This window comes from Pseudomonas flavescens (assembly GCF_013408425.1).
Lineage (GTDB): Bacteria > Pseudomonadota > Gammaproteobacteria > Pseudomonadales > Pseudomonadaceae > Aquipseudomonas > Aquipseudomonas fulva_A.
In genome coordinates, this window is record NZ_JACBYV010000001.1 from 5,563,756 (window position 1) to 5,579,336 (window position 15,581).

Annotated in this window: 14 protein-coding genes; 3 read left to right on the forward strand and 11 right to left on the reverse strand. The window is 60.1% G+C overall.

Annotated features, from left to right (window positions below; all coding sequences use genetic code 11):
• Positions 1-553: 553 nt before the first annotated feature.
• The 7 genes from FHR27_RS24830 to FHR27_RS24865 all read right to left on the reverse strand — a co-directional run bounded on the left by FHR27_RS24830 (position 554) and on the right by FHR27_RS24865 (position 7,937).
• Positions 554-1,009, reverse strand: coding sequence for a type IV pilin protein (locus FHR27_RS24830; protein WP_179539831.1), 456 nt, complete (start codon positions 1,007-1,009; stop codon positions 554-556).
• Complete coding sequence (locus FHR27_RS24835) at positions 1,006-4,761, reverse strand: pilus assembly protein (RefSeq protein WP_257026977.1); 3,756 nt, start codon at positions 4,759-4,761, stop codon at positions 1,006-1,008. The genes FHR27_RS24830 and FHR27_RS24835 overlap by 4 nt, the downstream gene beginning before the upstream one ends.
• Before the next feature lie 8 nt (positions 4,762-4,769).
• Positions 4,770-5,414, reverse strand: a complete 645-nt coding sequence (locus tag FHR27_RS24840) for a PilX N-terminal domain-containing pilus assembly protein (RefSeq protein WP_042553334.1) — start codon at positions 5,412-5,414, stop codon at positions 4,770-4,772.
• Positions 5,411-6,259, reverse strand: coding sequence for a PilW family protein (locus FHR27_RS24845; RefSeq protein ID WP_179539832.1), 849 nt, complete (start codon positions 6,257-6,259; stop codon positions 5,411-5,413). Before FHR27_RS24845 ends, FHR27_RS24840 begins: the two co-directional genes overlap by 4 nt.
• Positions 6,256-6,822, reverse strand: coding sequence for a type IV pilus modification protein PilV (gene pilV, locus FHR27_RS24850; RefSeq protein WP_373565131.1), 567 nt, complete (start codon positions 6,820-6,822; stop codon positions 6,256-6,258). Before pilV ends, FHR27_RS24845 begins: the two co-directional genes overlap by 4 nt.
• A gap of 14 nt (positions 6,823-6,836) precedes the next feature.
• Positions 6,837-7,343, reverse strand: coding sequence for a GspH/FimT family pseudopilin (locus FHR27_RS24855; protein WP_218878532.1), 507 nt, complete (start codon positions 7,341-7,343; stop codon positions 6,837-6,839).
• Positions 7,344-7,445: 102 nt separating this feature from the next.
• Positions 7,446-7,937 carry a GspH/FimT family pseudopilin gene (locus FHR27_RS24865; RefSeq protein WP_042553338.1) on the reverse strand — a complete coding sequence of 164 codons (492 nt, stop codon included), beginning with the start codon at positions 7,935-7,937 and terminating at the stop codon, positions 7,446-7,448.
• 109 nt (positions 7,938-8,046) lie between these two features.
• On the opposite strand from FHR27_RS24865, the gene thiO reads away from it, so the two are divergent.
• Positions 8,047-9,144, forward strand: coding sequence for a glycine oxidase ThiO (gene thiO, locus FHR27_RS24870; RefSeq protein WP_179539834.1), 1,098 nt, complete (start codon positions 8,047-8,049; stop codon positions 9,142-9,144).
• Positions 9,145-9,180: 36 nt separating this feature from the next.
• Here thiO and FHR27_RS24875 read toward each other — a convergent pair whose 3' ends face one another.
• The 4 genes from FHR27_RS24875 to FHR27_RS24890 all read right to left on the reverse strand — a co-directional run bounded on the left by FHR27_RS24875 (position 9,181) and on the right by FHR27_RS24890 (position 13,486).
• Complete coding sequence (locus FHR27_RS24875; protein ID WP_042553340.1) at positions 9,181-10,518, reverse strand: sigma-54-dependent transcriptional regulator; 1,338 nt, start codon at positions 10,516-10,518, stop codon at positions 9,181-9,183.
• Between the two features lie 3 nt (positions 10,519-10,521).
• Positions 10,522-12,114 (reverse strand): sensor histidine kinase, encoded by a 1,593-nt coding sequence (locus tag FHR27_RS24880; RefSeq protein WP_042553341.1) that lies wholly within the window; start codon positions 12,112-12,114, stop codon positions 10,522-10,524.
• Complete coding sequence (locus FHR27_RS24885; protein WP_042553342.1) at positions 12,104-12,346, reverse strand: PP0621 family protein; 243 nt, start codon at positions 12,344-12,346, stop codon at positions 12,104-12,106. Before FHR27_RS24885 ends, FHR27_RS24880 begins: the two co-directional genes overlap by 11 nt.
• A 138-nt stretch (positions 12,347-12,484) precedes the next feature.
• The gene (locus FHR27_RS24890; RefSeq protein ID WP_042553343.1) at positions 12,485-13,486 is read right to left on the reverse strand and encodes an outer membrane protein assembly factor BamD; all 1,002 of its coding nucleotides are present in this window, start codon (positions 13,484-13,486) and stop codon (positions 12,485-12,487) included.
• Between the two features lie 147 nt (positions 13,487-13,633).
• Here FHR27_RS24890 and rluD point away from each other — a divergent pair, with 147 nt between their 5' ends.
• Both rluD and pgeF read left to right on the forward strand, forming a co-directional pair.
• Entirely contained in the window at positions 13,634-14,608 is a 975-nt protein-coding gene (gene rluD / locus FHR27_RS24895) for a 23S rRNA pseudouridine(1911/1915/1917) synthase RluD (RefSeq protein ID WP_042553344.1), read from the forward strand.
• Entirely contained in the window at positions 14,605-15,345 is a 741-nt protein-coding gene (gene pgeF / locus FHR27_RS24900) for a peptidoglycan editing factor PgeF (protein ID WP_179539835.1), read from the forward strand. The genes rluD and pgeF overlap by 4 nt, the downstream gene beginning before the upstream one ends.
• Positions 15,346-15,581: the final 236 nt, after the last annotated feature.

Consider the following 15,581-nt stretch of genomic DNA (forward strand, 5'->3'; position numbering starts at 1 on the left):
CGTGATGGCGCGGCAAGTAGAAGCTCGGATCGTTATCCGGCCGTGAGGAGGGTGAATCGATGACGTGGCTATCGCTGCTGGTGTGCTGCCACGGGACGGGGGAGGGTCTATCGCAGACGCGCCCCCTGAGGATGCTTGGGGGTAGAGGGCAACTCATGGCGGCCTTCGGCGCTTTATAGACGGTCATGACTGCATTCACAGGGGGCAGGCAAGAATATCCGGGCCGGTCTGCGCTCAACGCTGGCGAGGCGCGGAAGGTGCCGGTGCCGCTCGAACCTCGATTGCCGACATGGCCGGCCCCTGTTCCAGGCGAAAGCCTGGATGGGGGCACTGTCAACGCTGTGGGTGTGCTTCATGGCGAGAACTCGTGGCGCCGTGATCGGCCTATTTCCTTAACTATAGACAGGGATCTCTGATGCGCTCGGCTCGGGGGCGGTGCAGTGTGCTTCTGGATATTCCAGCGGGAGGCTGCTGGTTGATCGTGGTGTAGCGAAATCCGGACCAAAAAAAACCGCGCCAGGCGCGGTTTTCATCGAGCGATACAGCCGTGGCCTCAACGCCAGCAGTCGCTCACGCTGGCTCCTGAGGCGCTTACGCCGCGCGTACCGCTAGCCGTCAACGTCAGGTTGCCGCACTTGGTGTCGTTGAACTGCTGGGTGGCCGTAAGGGTATAACCGCCATCACCATCAGCCTTGCTCACCGAGAAGACGTATTTCCCAGTAGCCGACCTGTTGCTCGAGAGGTTCATCCCAAGCTTGCCGATATCGGCGGCAGCGGTGACGTACGCGTTATTCTGATTGAAGTAGCGCTCCTGCCTGGCCGCCGCATCATTCAACAGCGCCTGGCCTTCGGTACGGTGGCCGCGCTGCACGTACTGGGTGTAGTTCGGGTAGGCGATGGCCGCCAGGATGCCGACAATGACAACCACGACCATCATTTCGATCAGGGTGAAGCCGGCTTGGCCGTTACGGCGAACTGACAACCCTGCGCTACTTCTGAGGCGATTCATTCCTTGTCCTCCGTACGGCGCCAGGCTTGACGGCCGATGCTGGTTGGGTCCGGGTAGATGTTGATGCACGACTGGCCTGTGCAGTATTGAAAGCCGCTATTGGGGGTTTGCGACAGCGTACCGCCGCCCTCACCATCCTGGCGAACGGCTGAAATGATCTTCGTGCCGACATCCGCACTTGATGTGTAGTCGAATGCTTTCTGAGTGGTCCTGCCACCAGTGTACGGATTGAGCGCGTAGGTCCAGTTGCCGGCACCGTCGAGGCAGGGGTCACTATTGGGCACCAGAGACTGGAAGAAAATGGTGCGGCCCAATTGCGACATGTTTTCTACCACCATCTCTCCATCAGTCTGTACCAGATTCAAATACCAGCCATTCTGAGCTGCCAGCGTACCGCCCGACGAGTCGGTAGTTTGCTGCCAGCGAACGGTATTGTTACTGATAACCCGACCCTGAGTCGCGGGGCCATCGCCGGATACAGTTGAGGTTGTGATAATGCTCTGTGCCTGCAGGCTCGAGCGAGAGATGTTAGGGTTGCTGGCTGTTTCCCCTAACGTTTGTTTATCCCAGATGCCATATACGGTCTGCGGCATGCTCTTATCACCTTCCTTGTCGGCAGTATCGAAGAAACGGCCGGTGCCGAAGACGATCAGATATCCAGTGCCGCTAGGATGCAGCAACAGGCTTGGTGCTGACGTAATTGCTTGGCGCTGAGTGCCGGCGTTGTCGGCGGATGCTTTGAATAGCGGGTTTCCACGGAAGCCGACTTTAAAGGCGCTCGCAGGAACATCGTTCGTGACTTTGAAGGGATTGTCTCTGTCTTGAGTTGCGCGCAATAGATCGAAACGCCACATGTTGCCTTGTAAATCGCCCGCGTAAGCGTAGTCAGCGGTACCGTCGGCGTTATAGTCGGACAGTCGAGGGGTTGACAGGCCGTTTGCAATACCTGTTGTACCTTGTACTTCAAGGCTTCGAACCAGGCTGCCGTTCATTGCGTCGAGAATGAAAAGAGCTGCCTTGCCATTTGTATTTCCAGCGCTTTCATAGCCGTTGCCGAAGACCACTGCCCACTTGCCGGTATGTAGACGAGCGATCGTGGGTTGTGAAAAGCTGTATCCCATCTTCACGGCATCGCCTGCCGTAATGCTGTTCTCATCGAACTGCCAGAGCAGTTTTTCCTGCCCAGGATTAGTGATGTCCAGAGCGAATATGGACTTTCCACCAGCCTTCAGTGTACCGACCAATATAGTTTTCCATTCTGTTCCGTCATAGACGTCTGCCACTACAGGCGATCCATCGACATAAAACTCATGGCTGTAGTTACTGCCCGTTAGTTTGTTGAGTTTTGGGAAAACGGCCGAGGGTATGAATGCAAATTCCTCAACACCTGTTTGTGCGTTGAAGCCGTGAAGCATTCCCGCGTTGCCGCCGACATAAATTCGCGGCGAACGCCCGGAGATCTGTGTTTTGAAAGTGGTGTATGCAGTGTTGCCTTCTAGTCTATTGGAAAATTGTTCGAGATTGCGAAGTGTATCCAGAACCACCGCAGGTGTTGACGAATAGAAATCGCCGAGTACGCCACTACGTTGTCTGTAGGTGCTGCCCTCGCCGGCACGATCGCCGCTTAGGTAGCTGATCCGGCCGGCGGCTTTGCTATCGGTGGCGTTGGCATTTTCTGGGTCTCGGTTCAGGTACGTTAGCAACGTGGTTCCCGAATAGCTGGTCAACGCCGCATTGGTCGCTGTAAAGGGTGCAAGGCCTGTATTGCTCGAACCTGCGATAAAGATACTGCGTGCGCCTGGTACCTTCGCTTTGGCGCTCCAGACCTCTCTGGTCTCCAGGGTACTGGTCTGGGCATTCCAGGTTTTTTCGAAGCGCTTGACATCGCCAGACCAGTTTTCATCGCTTGCATAGGATGTCTGGTAAGACACCGTTTTGACTGTGCCGTTATTGTTTTCGTCGGTACTGACCTGGCCTGAATTGATTGCCGGCCGGGCAGCCGAAGATTTGCGATCAGCGATGCGGGAGAGAATATCCGCAAAGGCCTGAACCATTGCCTCAGGACTGTCCACGCTGAAGAACTCGCCTCGTGAATTGATTGCAGCGTGCCAAAGGTCGTAGACGTTAGCGCTGGTCGCGGTTGTCCCCGCTGCGGGCCAGTTGACCGTGCCCGCAGCGAGGGCGTTGTATCCGCTACCTGTGAAGGTACTACCAGCCCATGGAATATTGCTCTGATCGAGAGACTGGGTGAGGCCAAGTCCCATTGTGAAGTTCGTCATGTGCTGCCAAGTGGCCGGGTCATTGCGTGGATCCCAGTAGTCTGTCGTACTGTCGCCACTTTTGAAGGGGGTGTAGTCCTTCAGTTTGTTGGCCAGATTGGGGTTGAGGTCTGTCGCCCAGTAGTGCATGGCCAAATCCGCGAGCGTATTGGCCGTGCTGTCGTAGTAGGGCGCGCGGCGCACGAACGGGGTGCCGTCAGGCAGGGTGAAGGTGGCTGCGTCGTGCCGAAAGCTACCAGGTTCGGTTGCCGCAGAGTTCCATACGCCATCGGTCATCATGATGTGATAGCTGGGGCGACAGGCGTAGGTGTTCTGAGTGGTATTGCCGGTTGCATTGGGAAAAGCTTGCCATGGCGTAGTGGTCTGGTAGAAGTCACCAGCTCGTTTCATGGCCACGGGCAATGGAGTGCCTTGGTCGAAGGTCATGGTCCGCAACCAGTTATACAGCTGACCTTTGTGTGTCGGGTTATAGGCCTTGAAGGCATTGTTGCCGCAGTCGCTGTCCGAGCCGGTGAAGGTTGTGCAGCGATTCAGCCCCTGCCAGCTCAGGCGCACGGACGGAGACACGTTGTAGAAGGCCAAGGCTGCGGCAGAAATGGTTGCAAGTGCACGATTGCGGTAGAAAGAATACCAGTTGGCAAAGTTCTGCTGCTCTGCGCTGCCGACAAACCTCAGCCTGTAGCACGCGTCATTAGCGGTGCTGCATCCGGTGGTGAGGCTTGAATCGTATACGTAGTAGTACGCCGGCGTCGGGGTTTGAGTGAGCGTGGCAGTGAGTACGTTGTTATTGCCCGGTGTGCACGGCGCGTTGATTGCAGCGGCCCAAGCGGTACTGCTGGCGGTAGCTGTGCAGGAAACAACGCCCCTGTTATTGGTCGTGCGGACGAAGGTGAAGGTAATGGTGCCAACGGTTCTGGTCGTGGTCCCATTACTGGCCATGGTTACAGACGTTTCGAAGTCCGCGCTAGGGTTCGAGCCCAGACGAAATACGACGCCAGTACCTGAATAGTTGGTCGAATTGGTGTAGCTGAAGCTCGAAGGAGCACTGGTAATGGGAACGTCCCAGGTTGGGCGATAGTTGGCTCCGCTGAGATCGACCGAGCCTACCGCAGTGTTGAATCCGTTATGCCAGGCCTGAGTGAAACTAGTCGTCAATTGTTGTTCAGCACCTGCTGTCGTGAAGATAGTAGGTGCTTCATAGGTAGCGCTGGGGTTGTAGGAAAGTGGGTTGTAGGCACTTGATTTGGCGCGTCTCGTCGCAGAAGTACCACTAATGCCGTCTGGCGCAAACGCAAAACGCATGCTTCCCGAGTCATCCAGCGTCAACAACATGTTCGGTGGGACGCCAATGGTCAGGCTCACCGGGCTTTGTGATACGGCTGCATAGCTCGTTGCACCATGCAGCATTGTTATACCGAAAGCCGCATATGAAAGTGCTTTGGCGCAGGATGTAAGTCTACGGGATTTCATCATGCTGGCTCTCAATTGTTCAGGCCAAGATAGATATTGGCGTGAGTCGATTGCAGGTAAACCTGATCGTCCGCCTTGGCATTGTTAAGGTAGTAATAGGTGCCCTGGCCTTCCGCGACCATGCCGTACTCCGCGTTCACCGCAGCATTGCCCACGGTTAATGCGCGCGTGCTGTTCCAATACGTTGTCTGCGTGGAGCCTGTTTCTCGGTTACCAGCTACCGTCTGATTGGCTGCGTCCGTCCCGCGATAGGGCATCCATAGCAGGCTCTGAGTCGATTCGCTCTTGAGAAAACTGTCTTTGGTCAGCCAAGGCTTATCCACGAAATTGAGTAGGTCTGCGTCATTGATGGCCAAGAGGCAAGGTTTGTTGAGGCCATTGGCCTTCAGCGTATTTGTTATTTGACAGTTGGCCATCTTCCCTTCCAGCTTGTCTGCCAAGTTGGCAGGGCCGTAATAGCGGAACTCTGCTTCGCGAAGTGCTGCATCGGCTGCACTTTGCTGTTGAGTATCGTGGGCTCTGTTTGCAGTGATACGGCTTTCCAGCGTGGTACCACGCATGCTGCCAACAGCCATTAGCGTCAGTACGAGCAACATCACAAGTGCGACGACCAGGACGGCCCCGTTTTGCGAGTGGCGATCAGAAAGTTGAGTCATGGCATTAGGTTCCTGACGGTCTGGGTGCTTCCCACAACTTGGTAGATGCGTTTGCTGTCACCGTTCTGCAGGCGCGTTTTGGTGGTGTTAGGGGCTGAGACCAGCCAGTCGGCGAGTATTTTCGAGTCGTCACTATCGCGTTGCCCGGTGCGGCTTGCCATCAAAAGGGAGTAGCGCACGCTACGGATGGCGCCAGAGCTCGTGGTCCAGTCTTTTTGCGGGACGAAAGAGGTGACTTCTTTCGACAGTACATCGGCGCTGCCGATGCCGAAGTCCACGCGCATATCAGCGATGCCTGTGAGCTGTTCGGTAAATTGAGGTGTAGTCGCGTTCAGACTCTTGCAGAGAAGCCTGCCGTTCTGCAGTTCGGTGGACGCTCCCGGTTCGTATTTGAAGGCTAGGACGATCAGATCACTTGCGGTCAGGTTCGGCGGGAAGGCCTGAGTGAATGTGGTGCTGCTGGCCACGCCCTGGCAATCGAGATCGCCACTTACCTGAGGTTGATAGCGCAGGCAGAACCCTGTTCCTTCCGAAGCGTCCAGGCCGGTAATCGAGGCCCCCGCAGCGAAGCTCATGCAGCCCCCCGATGCTTCACGCTGAGGAAAGGCACGCTCCTCCAAACTCGACGGTGTACGGCGATAGCCGGCCTTGCCCAGATACTGATCTATTAGCAGTGACGCGAAGCGGCCACTATCCAGATTGCCGCTTTGGCTCTGCTGGAACAGGTAATGACGCTGGTTATCGATATAGACCTGAGTAATGCCGAGGATCAGGAAACTGCTGATCGCCAGCGCAATCAGCAGCTCGATCATCGATAGGCCATATTGGCGCTTGATATCGCTCATGGCTGCACTCGCACGGTGTAGGTACAGATGGTGGAAGAGTTGTTGGTATCCGCCGCGTCCAGGCAGGTGCCTTCACGAACCTGCCAGGCGAGGCGAATTTCGATCATCGAGCCTTGACCGTTGCAATTGCCTGCGCTGCTGCTACGACAGATATACGAATCGCTGACGAATACCGTCGAGCCACCCGGCAGTAAAGCCTTGGCTTTGCTGGCCCAGCAGTCGCGCTGCTCTTTTGCGGTCTTGGCTATGACGGTAGCGCTGGACACGCATGCGGCGGTATCGGAGAAGTCGGCAGTTTTGGCTTTGTAGAAGATCGAACTGGACTTGAGTCCATTGTTCATTGGGAACTGTGGTGCAGTATTATTGAAGGTTTCGCCTGGGTTGGTACGGATGATCTCGATCAGTTCGCTGGCCAGATCCACGGCCACGTTACGCTGCACGGAGTCTTGCGAGTACTGCACGCTACGTCCTTGCAGAGCGACCATGCCCAGCACGCCGACCGTGGTCAGCACCAGCGCCACCAATACCTCGATCAGGCTGAATCCCCGATTGTGTTTGCTCATCGCCATTCGCCCCTTCACTGGCACTTGCTCATATCGCTGCTGGTCCCATTCTTGCCCCGTGGCCAAGCCTGGATGCTGCCGCTAGGCTTGACGTTGATGGTGAAGCCATTCGCTGAATCTGTTCCCTGACAAGTCACGAGCGTTGCCTCTGTGCCGCTCCCGTTGTAGCGAAAGCTGATCGGGGTGGTTGTCGTGGTTGCCGTGATGGTGGACGGAATGTCCAGCCGGCGGATGACATCGGTATCGGTACAGGCCTTCTTCACTGTCCAGGCAGTGTCTTCCTTGCAGGCCCTGACGAAGGTGCGCCGCTCGACTGCGCTGGCGCGGGCGAATTGCAGCAACTCCAGCAGCTCGTTGTTGAACGACTGAGTACGACTCTTGTTGATGAACTGAGTGAAACTTGGCACTGCGATGGCTGCAAAAATGCCGACCAGAGCGATGATGATCATTAGCTCAATCAGGGTGAAGCCACGCTGCGTATGCGAGTACGCCGATGGCTGGCTATCCGAGAGTCTTGGCATGGTTGTCCAGTCTGAATACAGGAGGGCAAGCGAATCCTGACGGCTCCGTTGTTGCCTGTCTTGCGGCTGGAGATGATCGGTTCCGCGGCGCGGATGGCCGGTCTAGCAACATTTCGATTTGTGGCCGCTGTCATGTTTCAGGCGACCCTGGCGGTTGAGGATCAGCTGCCGATGGGGGCCGTTCGCATTGCAGAAGGAGAAGGTGCCGTTGCTTTTCCAGCTGGTGCCGTTGGGGTGGAAGTGAATGCTGTCACTGCTGAAACCGGACCAGCAGAGGTTCTTCGTGGGTGCCTGTTGCTGGCGCAGCAGGGTGGGGTCGCTACCTGTCGTGGTAATCAGCCAGTAGCCGGCCCAATCACCGTCGCAGGCCTCTCCGTCGCTGGAGCCGCACAGCCGATGGGGGCGTCCGAAGAGAACGGCCTTGGCGCGGGTTTTCTGGATGTACTGGGTGAGCAGGTCGAGGGCGATTGCCTGGCGCCTGCTTTCCATCCAGCTCGCGAACGATGGCATGGCGAGGTTAACCAGGGTCAGAAGAAGGGCAAGCGTAGCCAGCCATTCCACGAGGCTGAACGCCTTCTGTTGATCTCCGTTCATGATGCAAATCCCTTTGCGCGTATCATTGGCGGCCTTCCTGGCCTGCCTTTTCTGTTTAGACCCTGAGGTGTCGCTGTCAAGGTTTGCCGTTCATGCGATGGGGTGAGTTGTGCGTGCGGATGTGATCGTTGTTGGCGGCGGGGTCATCGGGTTGTTGTCGGCCTATCAGCTGGCTGCGGCAGGCAAGCGGGTGACGCTGCTCGACCGAGGGCCCTTGGGTGGCGAGGCATCCTGGGCGGGTGGCGGAATCGTTTCGCCGCTGTATCCCTGGCGTTACAGCCAGGCGGTGACGGCGCTGGCCCACTGGTCTCAGGATTTCTACCCCGGGCTTGGTCAGCGGTTGCTGGCCCAGACGGGTCTGGATCCCGAGGTGCATGTCACCGGGCTGTACTGGCTGGATCTGGAAGATCAGGCCGAGGCGCTGGCCTGGGCGCAGCGTGAAGGGCGACCCTTGCATGAAGTTTCCGTCGACTCCGCTTACGCCGCCGTTGCGCCATTGGGCGAGGGGTTTCAACGCGCCATTTACATGTCGGGCGTGGCCAATGTCCGCAATCCGCGCCTGGTGAAAGCGCTGCGTATGGCACTGCAGGCAATGCCTGCCGTCACGCTGATCGAAAACAGTCCGGTTGAAGGTTTCGTGCGCGATGTCGATCGGGTTGTCGGCGTGCGTACCGCCGACGGAGAGTCGTTGGGCGAGCAGGTGGTAGTGGCGGCGGGGGCCTGGAGCGGCGAAGTGCTGCGTAGTCTCGGGCTGGCATTACCGGTAGAGCCGGTGAAGGGGCAGATGATCCTGTTCAAATGCGCCGAAGATTTTCTGCTGAGCATGGTGCTGGCCCGTGGGCGCTACGCGATTCCTCGCCGTGACGGTCATATCCTGGTGGGCAGTACGCTTGAGCACGCCGGCTTCGACAAGACCCCCACCGTCGATGCCCTGAGCAGCTTGCGCGCGTCGGCCGAAGCCTTGCTGCCGGCGCTGAAGGATGCCCAAGTGGTTGGGCACTGGGCTGGGTTGCGGCCCGGTTCGCCCGAGGGCATTCCGTTCATTGGCGAGGTGCCCGGCCACGAGGGCCTGTGGTTGAACTGCGGGCATTACCGCAATGGCCTGGTGCTGGCACCAGCGTCCTGCCAGTTGCTGGTGGACCTGATGCTGGGGCGGGAGCCGATCATCGATCCTGCTCCTTATGCACCATCGGGGCGGTTGGCGTAGCGCCGTCAGGCACGATCGTCCTGAGTAGCGCTGCGGTCAGTCGATCCCGAGCTTCTTCAGTCGATAGCGCATCGAGCGGAAACTCAGGCCCAGGCGCTGGGCTGCGGCGGTGCGGTTCCAGCGGGTTTCTTCGAGGGCCTGCATGATCAGTTTGCGCTCGACGTCTTCCAGGTAGTCCTCGATGTTGTCGATCTGTGCCAGGCTGGCATCGCCGTTCTCGCCGGCAGATGAGGCGTCGGCCAGGCGCAGGTCGTTGGCACAGATCACATCGCCTTCACACAGCGTGTAGGCGCGCTCCAGCATGTTTTCCAGTTCGCGCACGTTACCCGGGAAGCGGTAGCTCTTCAGCTTGTCCAGGGCCGGGCCATCGAGCTTCACGGGTGGCAGGCCGATGCCCTCGTTGAGGCGCTTGAGCATGACGTCGGCGAGCAGTGGGATGTCTTCGCGGCGTTCACGCAGTGGCGGTACGCGCAGTTCGATGACGTTGAGGCGGTAGTACAGGTCTTGGCGAAAGCGTCCGGCAGCCACTTCGGCGGCGAGATCCTTGTGGGTGGCGCAGAGGATGCGAGTATCCACCACCACCTCCTGCTGGCCGCCGACACTGCGAACGGCCTTCTCCTGGATCGCCCGCAGCAGCTTGACCTGCATGGCGAGCGGTAGATCGGCCACTTCGTCGAGGAACAGGCTGCCGCCGTTGGCCGCCTGAAACAGGCCCTGCTTGTCTTCGATGGCGCCGGTGAAGCTGCCTTTCTTGTGGCCAAAGAACTCGCTTTCCATCAGCTCCGATGGAATGGCGCCACAGTTGACCGGCACGAAGGCGCGCTCCCGGCGCGGCCCCTGTTCGTGGATCAGGCGCGCTACCAGCTCCTTGCCACTGCCAGACTCGCCGCTGATGTAGACCGGCGCCTGGCTGCGCGCCAGTTTCTGGATCTGTGCACGCAGCGCGCGCATCGGTGGCGACTCACCGAGCAGACGGCTGGCGCCTGGTGCCCCTTCATCGTCCGTGCCCCCCAGGCGCAGAGCGGTGGCGACCAGTTCACGCAGGCGGCCGAGGTCGACCGGCTTGGTGAGGAAGTCGAAGGCACCTGCCTTGAGCGCGTTGATCGCGGTATCCACGCTGCCGAACGCAGTGATCATGGCCACCGGGGTCTGCGGATAGCGCTGCTGGATGTGCTGCACGATATCCAGGCCGGTGCCGTCGGGCAGGCGCATGTCGGTGAGGCACAGATCGAATGGCTCCTTGGCCAGCCAGTCACGCGCTTCCTTGACGTTGCGCGCGCTGCGCGTGTCGAGCTTCATGCGTCCGAGGGTGATCTCCAGCAGCTCGCGGATATCGGGTTCGTCGTCGACGATCAGGGCTCTCTGGCGATTCATCGTTCAGCTCATTTTGCGCGGATGAGCGAAGGTGATACGGAAGCATGCGCCGCCGCCTTCGCGTGGTTTGTAGTGAAGATGAGCCTGGTTGCTTTCGCAAAGCTCGCGGGAAATATACAGGCCCAGGCCGGTGCCTTTGTTTTCCGTGGTGTAGAAAGGCTCGAAGATGTGATGCAGTTGGTCCGCAGGAACGCCGGGGCCGTCATCGAGCACCTCGAGTACCGGCAGATCGCTGCGCGGGTCGCGGAACAGTTTCAGCCACACCTGGCCCTGCGGATTGAGCTGAGCGCTGTAGCGCAAGCCGTTCTGCACGAGGTTGGTGATCACCTGGGTCAGCTGGTTGGGGTCCATGCGCGTCTGAATGCTGCTGCCTTCGATGGCCAGGTGCAGAATTTTCGTGGTCGGGGCGGTGCTGCGAAATTCTGCGGCGAAACGGTGCAGCCAGTACTTGAGGTCGAGCAGCTGCGGCTCCGCCTGACGGCGTCGAGACAGCTGCAACACGTTTTCGATGATCAGGTTCATGCGGCGCGAGTGATCCTGAATGATCTGCGCCAGACGCTTGTCCGGCCCATGCAGGTCCTCGGACTCCTGAAGCAGTTGCGCCGCGTGGCTGATGGCGCCCAGCGGATTGCGAATCTCGTGGGCGATGCCTGCGGTCAGTCGGCCGAGGGCGACCAGCTTGAGTTGCTGGGCCTGCTGGGCAATCTGCGAGATATCGTCGAGCAGGATCAGCGTGTGGCGCTGGCCGCCGCGTTGCAGGGCGATGAAGCTGGGTTGCAGGGTCGGGCCATCGACACGTGCCTGCAAGCTGGTTGGGCGCAGGCTGGTATTTTCCTGCCAGTACTGCAGGCGCTTGACCAGCTCTGTGCAGTGCGGGTCGAGAATCTTGCCGGCCAGATGCTCTTGCCCCAGCAGGCTCAAGGCCCCCTGGTTGGCCAGCAGCACGCGATGCTGCTCGTCGACCACCAGAATGCCGGTACGCATGCGCTGCAGGATCAGGTTGTTCAGGGCTTCCAGATCCGCCACGTCGGCGGCACGCTGCTCGGCGAGGATTTCACTGGCCTGCAGGCGCCGCGTCACACCCTGTACGAACAGGGCGGCGGTGAAGCACAGCGCGCCCAGTGCCGCGGCCTGCACGTACTGACTGCTGGCTTGTGGATGGTTGAGGCTGAGGTAGAACGTCAGGTAGATCAGGCCGATCGCCGCGCTCGCAGCGATCAATACGCCCACTCGGCCACGCAGCAGGATATTGGCGATCGCCACTGCAACGATCAGCAGGTTGCCGATACCGCTGGGCGTACCACCACCGGCATAGAACAGTGCAGACAGCAAAATGACGTCGACCAGCGCCACGCCGAACACTTGAATGAGGCTGCGCGGATTGTGAATGAGCACTGCGACGAAGATATTGAGGATCAGGTACAGCCAGCTGGCGCCGCGGAACATTGGCACGTGCGCCAGTTGGAGCAGCTCTGCATCCAGGTCGGCGGAGACCAGCAGGACCAGCAAGACGCCGATGAGCAGGCGGTACAGGTGGTACAGCCTGAAAATACGCCGGCCCTGGAGGCCGCTCAGTGCGAGGGCTTTATCGGGCACCGGGCTTGCGGCCTTGTTCGAGATGCGCCTGGCTGCAGTACCAGCGCTCTGCCAGCTGTACGGCATGCTGCTGTGGCGTGTGCACGCCGCAGTGGGCGCAGCGCACCATCGGTGCCGGCGTGTCTGCCGGTGGCGGCGTCTGGCGTCGGCGAGCCGCACCGACGTAGCGGCGCCATACCCAGATGACGGCGAAGATGATGGCAATCCAGAACAGCAGGCGGAACAGGCCCATGACGCTCTCTTCATATAGAGGAATGCGCCAGTTTAGCCAAGGAAGGGGTGTGCGGACAGTTGCCTGGTCAGCGTTTTTGCTCGACCGGAATGCGAAATGCCAGTCGATCGACTGGCATTTCGTGTGTTGCGGTGCTGATCAGTCGAACAGACCGAACGTTGCGTAGCTGAACCAGGAGCGTTTGCTGCCTTGCGGCTCATCGCTTTGCTCGGTCTGGTTTTCCGGCTTGAGTTCGGCCGGGATCTGATCCGAGGCTTCTTCGTACTGACGAATCACATCCTGGCTAGCCTGGGTCTGGCTAGGCGGAGGCGGTACATCGCTCTCGATCAGGCCCAGTGTGGCCTTGGCCAGCCAGGAGCGGCTGTCGGCTTCCTCTTCGCGGGGCACGAACTCGCCGTTGACCAGGCTCGGGTGATCCGGGTAGTTGAGTTTCAGAGTTTCCAGGCTGGTCGCGGCCAGGTCGTCCAGGGTCAGGCGCTGATACGCCTCGACCATCACGGCCAGGCCGTCGCCGACGGACGGCGTTTCCTGGAAGTTTTCCACCACGTAGCGGCCACGATTGGCTGCGGCGACGTAGGCCTGACGAGTCAGGTAGTAGTGGGCGACGTGAATTTCGTAGGACGCCAGCAGGTTGCGCAGGTAGATCATGCGCTGCTTGGCGTCCGGCGCGTAGCGGCTGTTCGGGTAGCGGCTGGTCAGCTGGGCGAACTCGTTGTACGAGTCGCGGGCAGCGCCCGGGTCACGCTTGGTCATGTCCAGCGGCAGGAAGCGCGCCAGCAGGCCACGGTCCTGGTCGAACGAGGCCAGGCCCTTCAGGTAGTAGGCGTAGTCGACGTTCGGGTGCTGCGGATGCAGACGGATGAAACGCTCGGCGGAGGAGCGCGCGGCTTCCGGCTCGGCGTTCTTGTAGTTGGCGTAGATCAGCTCGAGCTGCGACTGCTCGGCGTAGCGGCCGAACGGGTAGCGCGACTCCAAAGCCTTGAGCTTGGTAACGGCGCTGGTATAGCTACCGTTGTCCAGATCTTGCTGAGCCTGCTGGTAGAGTTCTGCCTCGCTGAGGTTTTCATCCAGGACTTCCTTGGACGAACAGGCGGCGGTGAGTGCGAGGATGGCGATCAGCAGCAGGTGTTTCACTTGCATGGCGGCTTGCGTCCCTGGGACGGCGGCTGTCTTGGGCAGGGCCGTCCTGTTATGATGAGCGCCCCCGGTATCCCTGGGGCAAAGACGCCGTATTTAACCACAAGCGTGTAGCTGAAACCAAAGGCTATGCCCCCGCCGTTGCCGAGCATGTCATCTATTAATAAGCAGGCCATTCAGTTATCCGCCGAGGTGCCCTACGATCTGGGCGGTCAACGCCTCGACCAAGTCGCCGCCCAGCTGTTCGCCGAGCACTCGCGCTCGCGCCTGTCCGGCTGGATCAAGGAGGGCAATCTGACCGTCGACGGTCAGGTGCTGCGCCCCCGTGACATCGTTCACGGCGGCTCCGTGCTGGCCCTCTCCGCCGAGCAGGAAGCCCAGGGTGAATGGATCGCCCAGGACATCGAGCTCAACATCGTCTACGAAGACGAGCAGATTCTGGTGATCGACAAGCCGGCTGGCCTGGTCGTGCATCCGGCTGCCGGGCACGCCGACGGCACCCTGCTCAATGCGCTGCTGCATCACGTGCCGGATATCGTCAACGTGCCGCGGGCGGGCATCGTCCATCGTCTCGACAAGGACACCACCGGTCTGATGGTGGTGGCCAAGACCATCGAGGCGCAGACCCGCCTGGTCGATCAGTTGCAGAAGCGTACGGTCAGCCGTATCTATGAATGCATCGTGATCGGCGTGATCACCGCCGGCGGCAAGATCAACGCTCCCATCGGGCGTAGCTCCTCGCAGCGCCAGCGCATGGCCGTGACCGACGGCGGCAAGCCCGCGGTCAGTCATTACCGCGTACTCGAGCGTTTCCGTTCGCATACCCACAGCCGGGTCAAACTGGAAACCGGGCGCACGCACCAGATTCGCGTGCACATGAGCCACATCGGCTATCCGCTGGTGGGTGACCCGGTGTATGCCGGGCGCTTCCGTATTCCCCCGGCCGCCAGCCAGACCATGGTGCAGAGCCTCAAGGAGTTTCCGCGTCAGGCCCTGCATGCTCGGTTCCTCGAGCTGGATCATCCGATCACCGGTGAGCGGATGAAATGGCAGTCACCGCTGCCCGATGACTTCGTCTGGTTGCTGACGCTGCTGCGTCAGGACCGCGAGGCTTTCATCGGATGAGTGGCAAGGCCCATGACTGGTTGACGCCCAATTGGCCCGCGCCAGGTTGGGTGCGGGCCTGCGTGACCACCCGCGCTGGCGGTGTGAGCACGGCACCTTACGACAGCTTCAACCTCGCCGAGCATGTCGAGGATGACCCGGTAGCCGTGGCCAAGAATCGTCAGCGTCTGCTGAGTCAGCTGGGTTGCCGTCCGGCCTGGCTGCAGCAGGTGCATGGCATTGCCGTCGCCCAGGCTGACCCGGAAACGGTCGCGCAAGCCGATGCCAGTTGGACATCGACGCCGGGCGTTGCCTGTACGGTGATGACCGCCGATTGCTTGCCCGCGCTGTTCTGTGACCGCGCTGGCACCCGCGTCGCCGCCGCCCATGCGGGTTGGCGTGGCTTGGCGAACGGTGTGCTGGAGGCCACTCTGGATGCGCTGGCCATCGAGCCTGACGACACCCTGGTATGGCTCGGCCCGGCCATCGGTCCCCAGGCTTTCGAGGTCGGGCCCGAGGTACGTGAGGCATTCGTCAGTGTGCATGCCCAGGCCGCCAGCGCCTTCGTGCCCAGCGCCAATGCTGGCCGCTTCATGGCGGACATCTATCAGTTGGCGCGTATCCGTCTCGCTGCCCGGGGTATCAACGCCGTGTATGGCGGCGGGTTCTGCACCGTCAATGACCCGCGCTTCTACTCCTACCGCAGTGCCGCGCAGACCGGCCGCTTCGCTTCGCTGATCTGGTTGGCGGATCGCTGAGCGCAATTTCGGCAGCGTTATGCCGCAATAATGGCGTTATCAGACTCAATCGCCGCGAGGTCGCGGCTCCCACGGATCGGTGTTAGCTCACGATTGCGTGGGAGCGTCGCCCTCGGCGCGATGCGTTGGCGTTAACGTCCGCCAACCTTCGCTCCAGGGCCAAAATGCTACGACGTTTGCGTTGCCGGTCACTGCACTGACACCTATCAAAACCGTCTCCGCTTGAAACCCGCGCA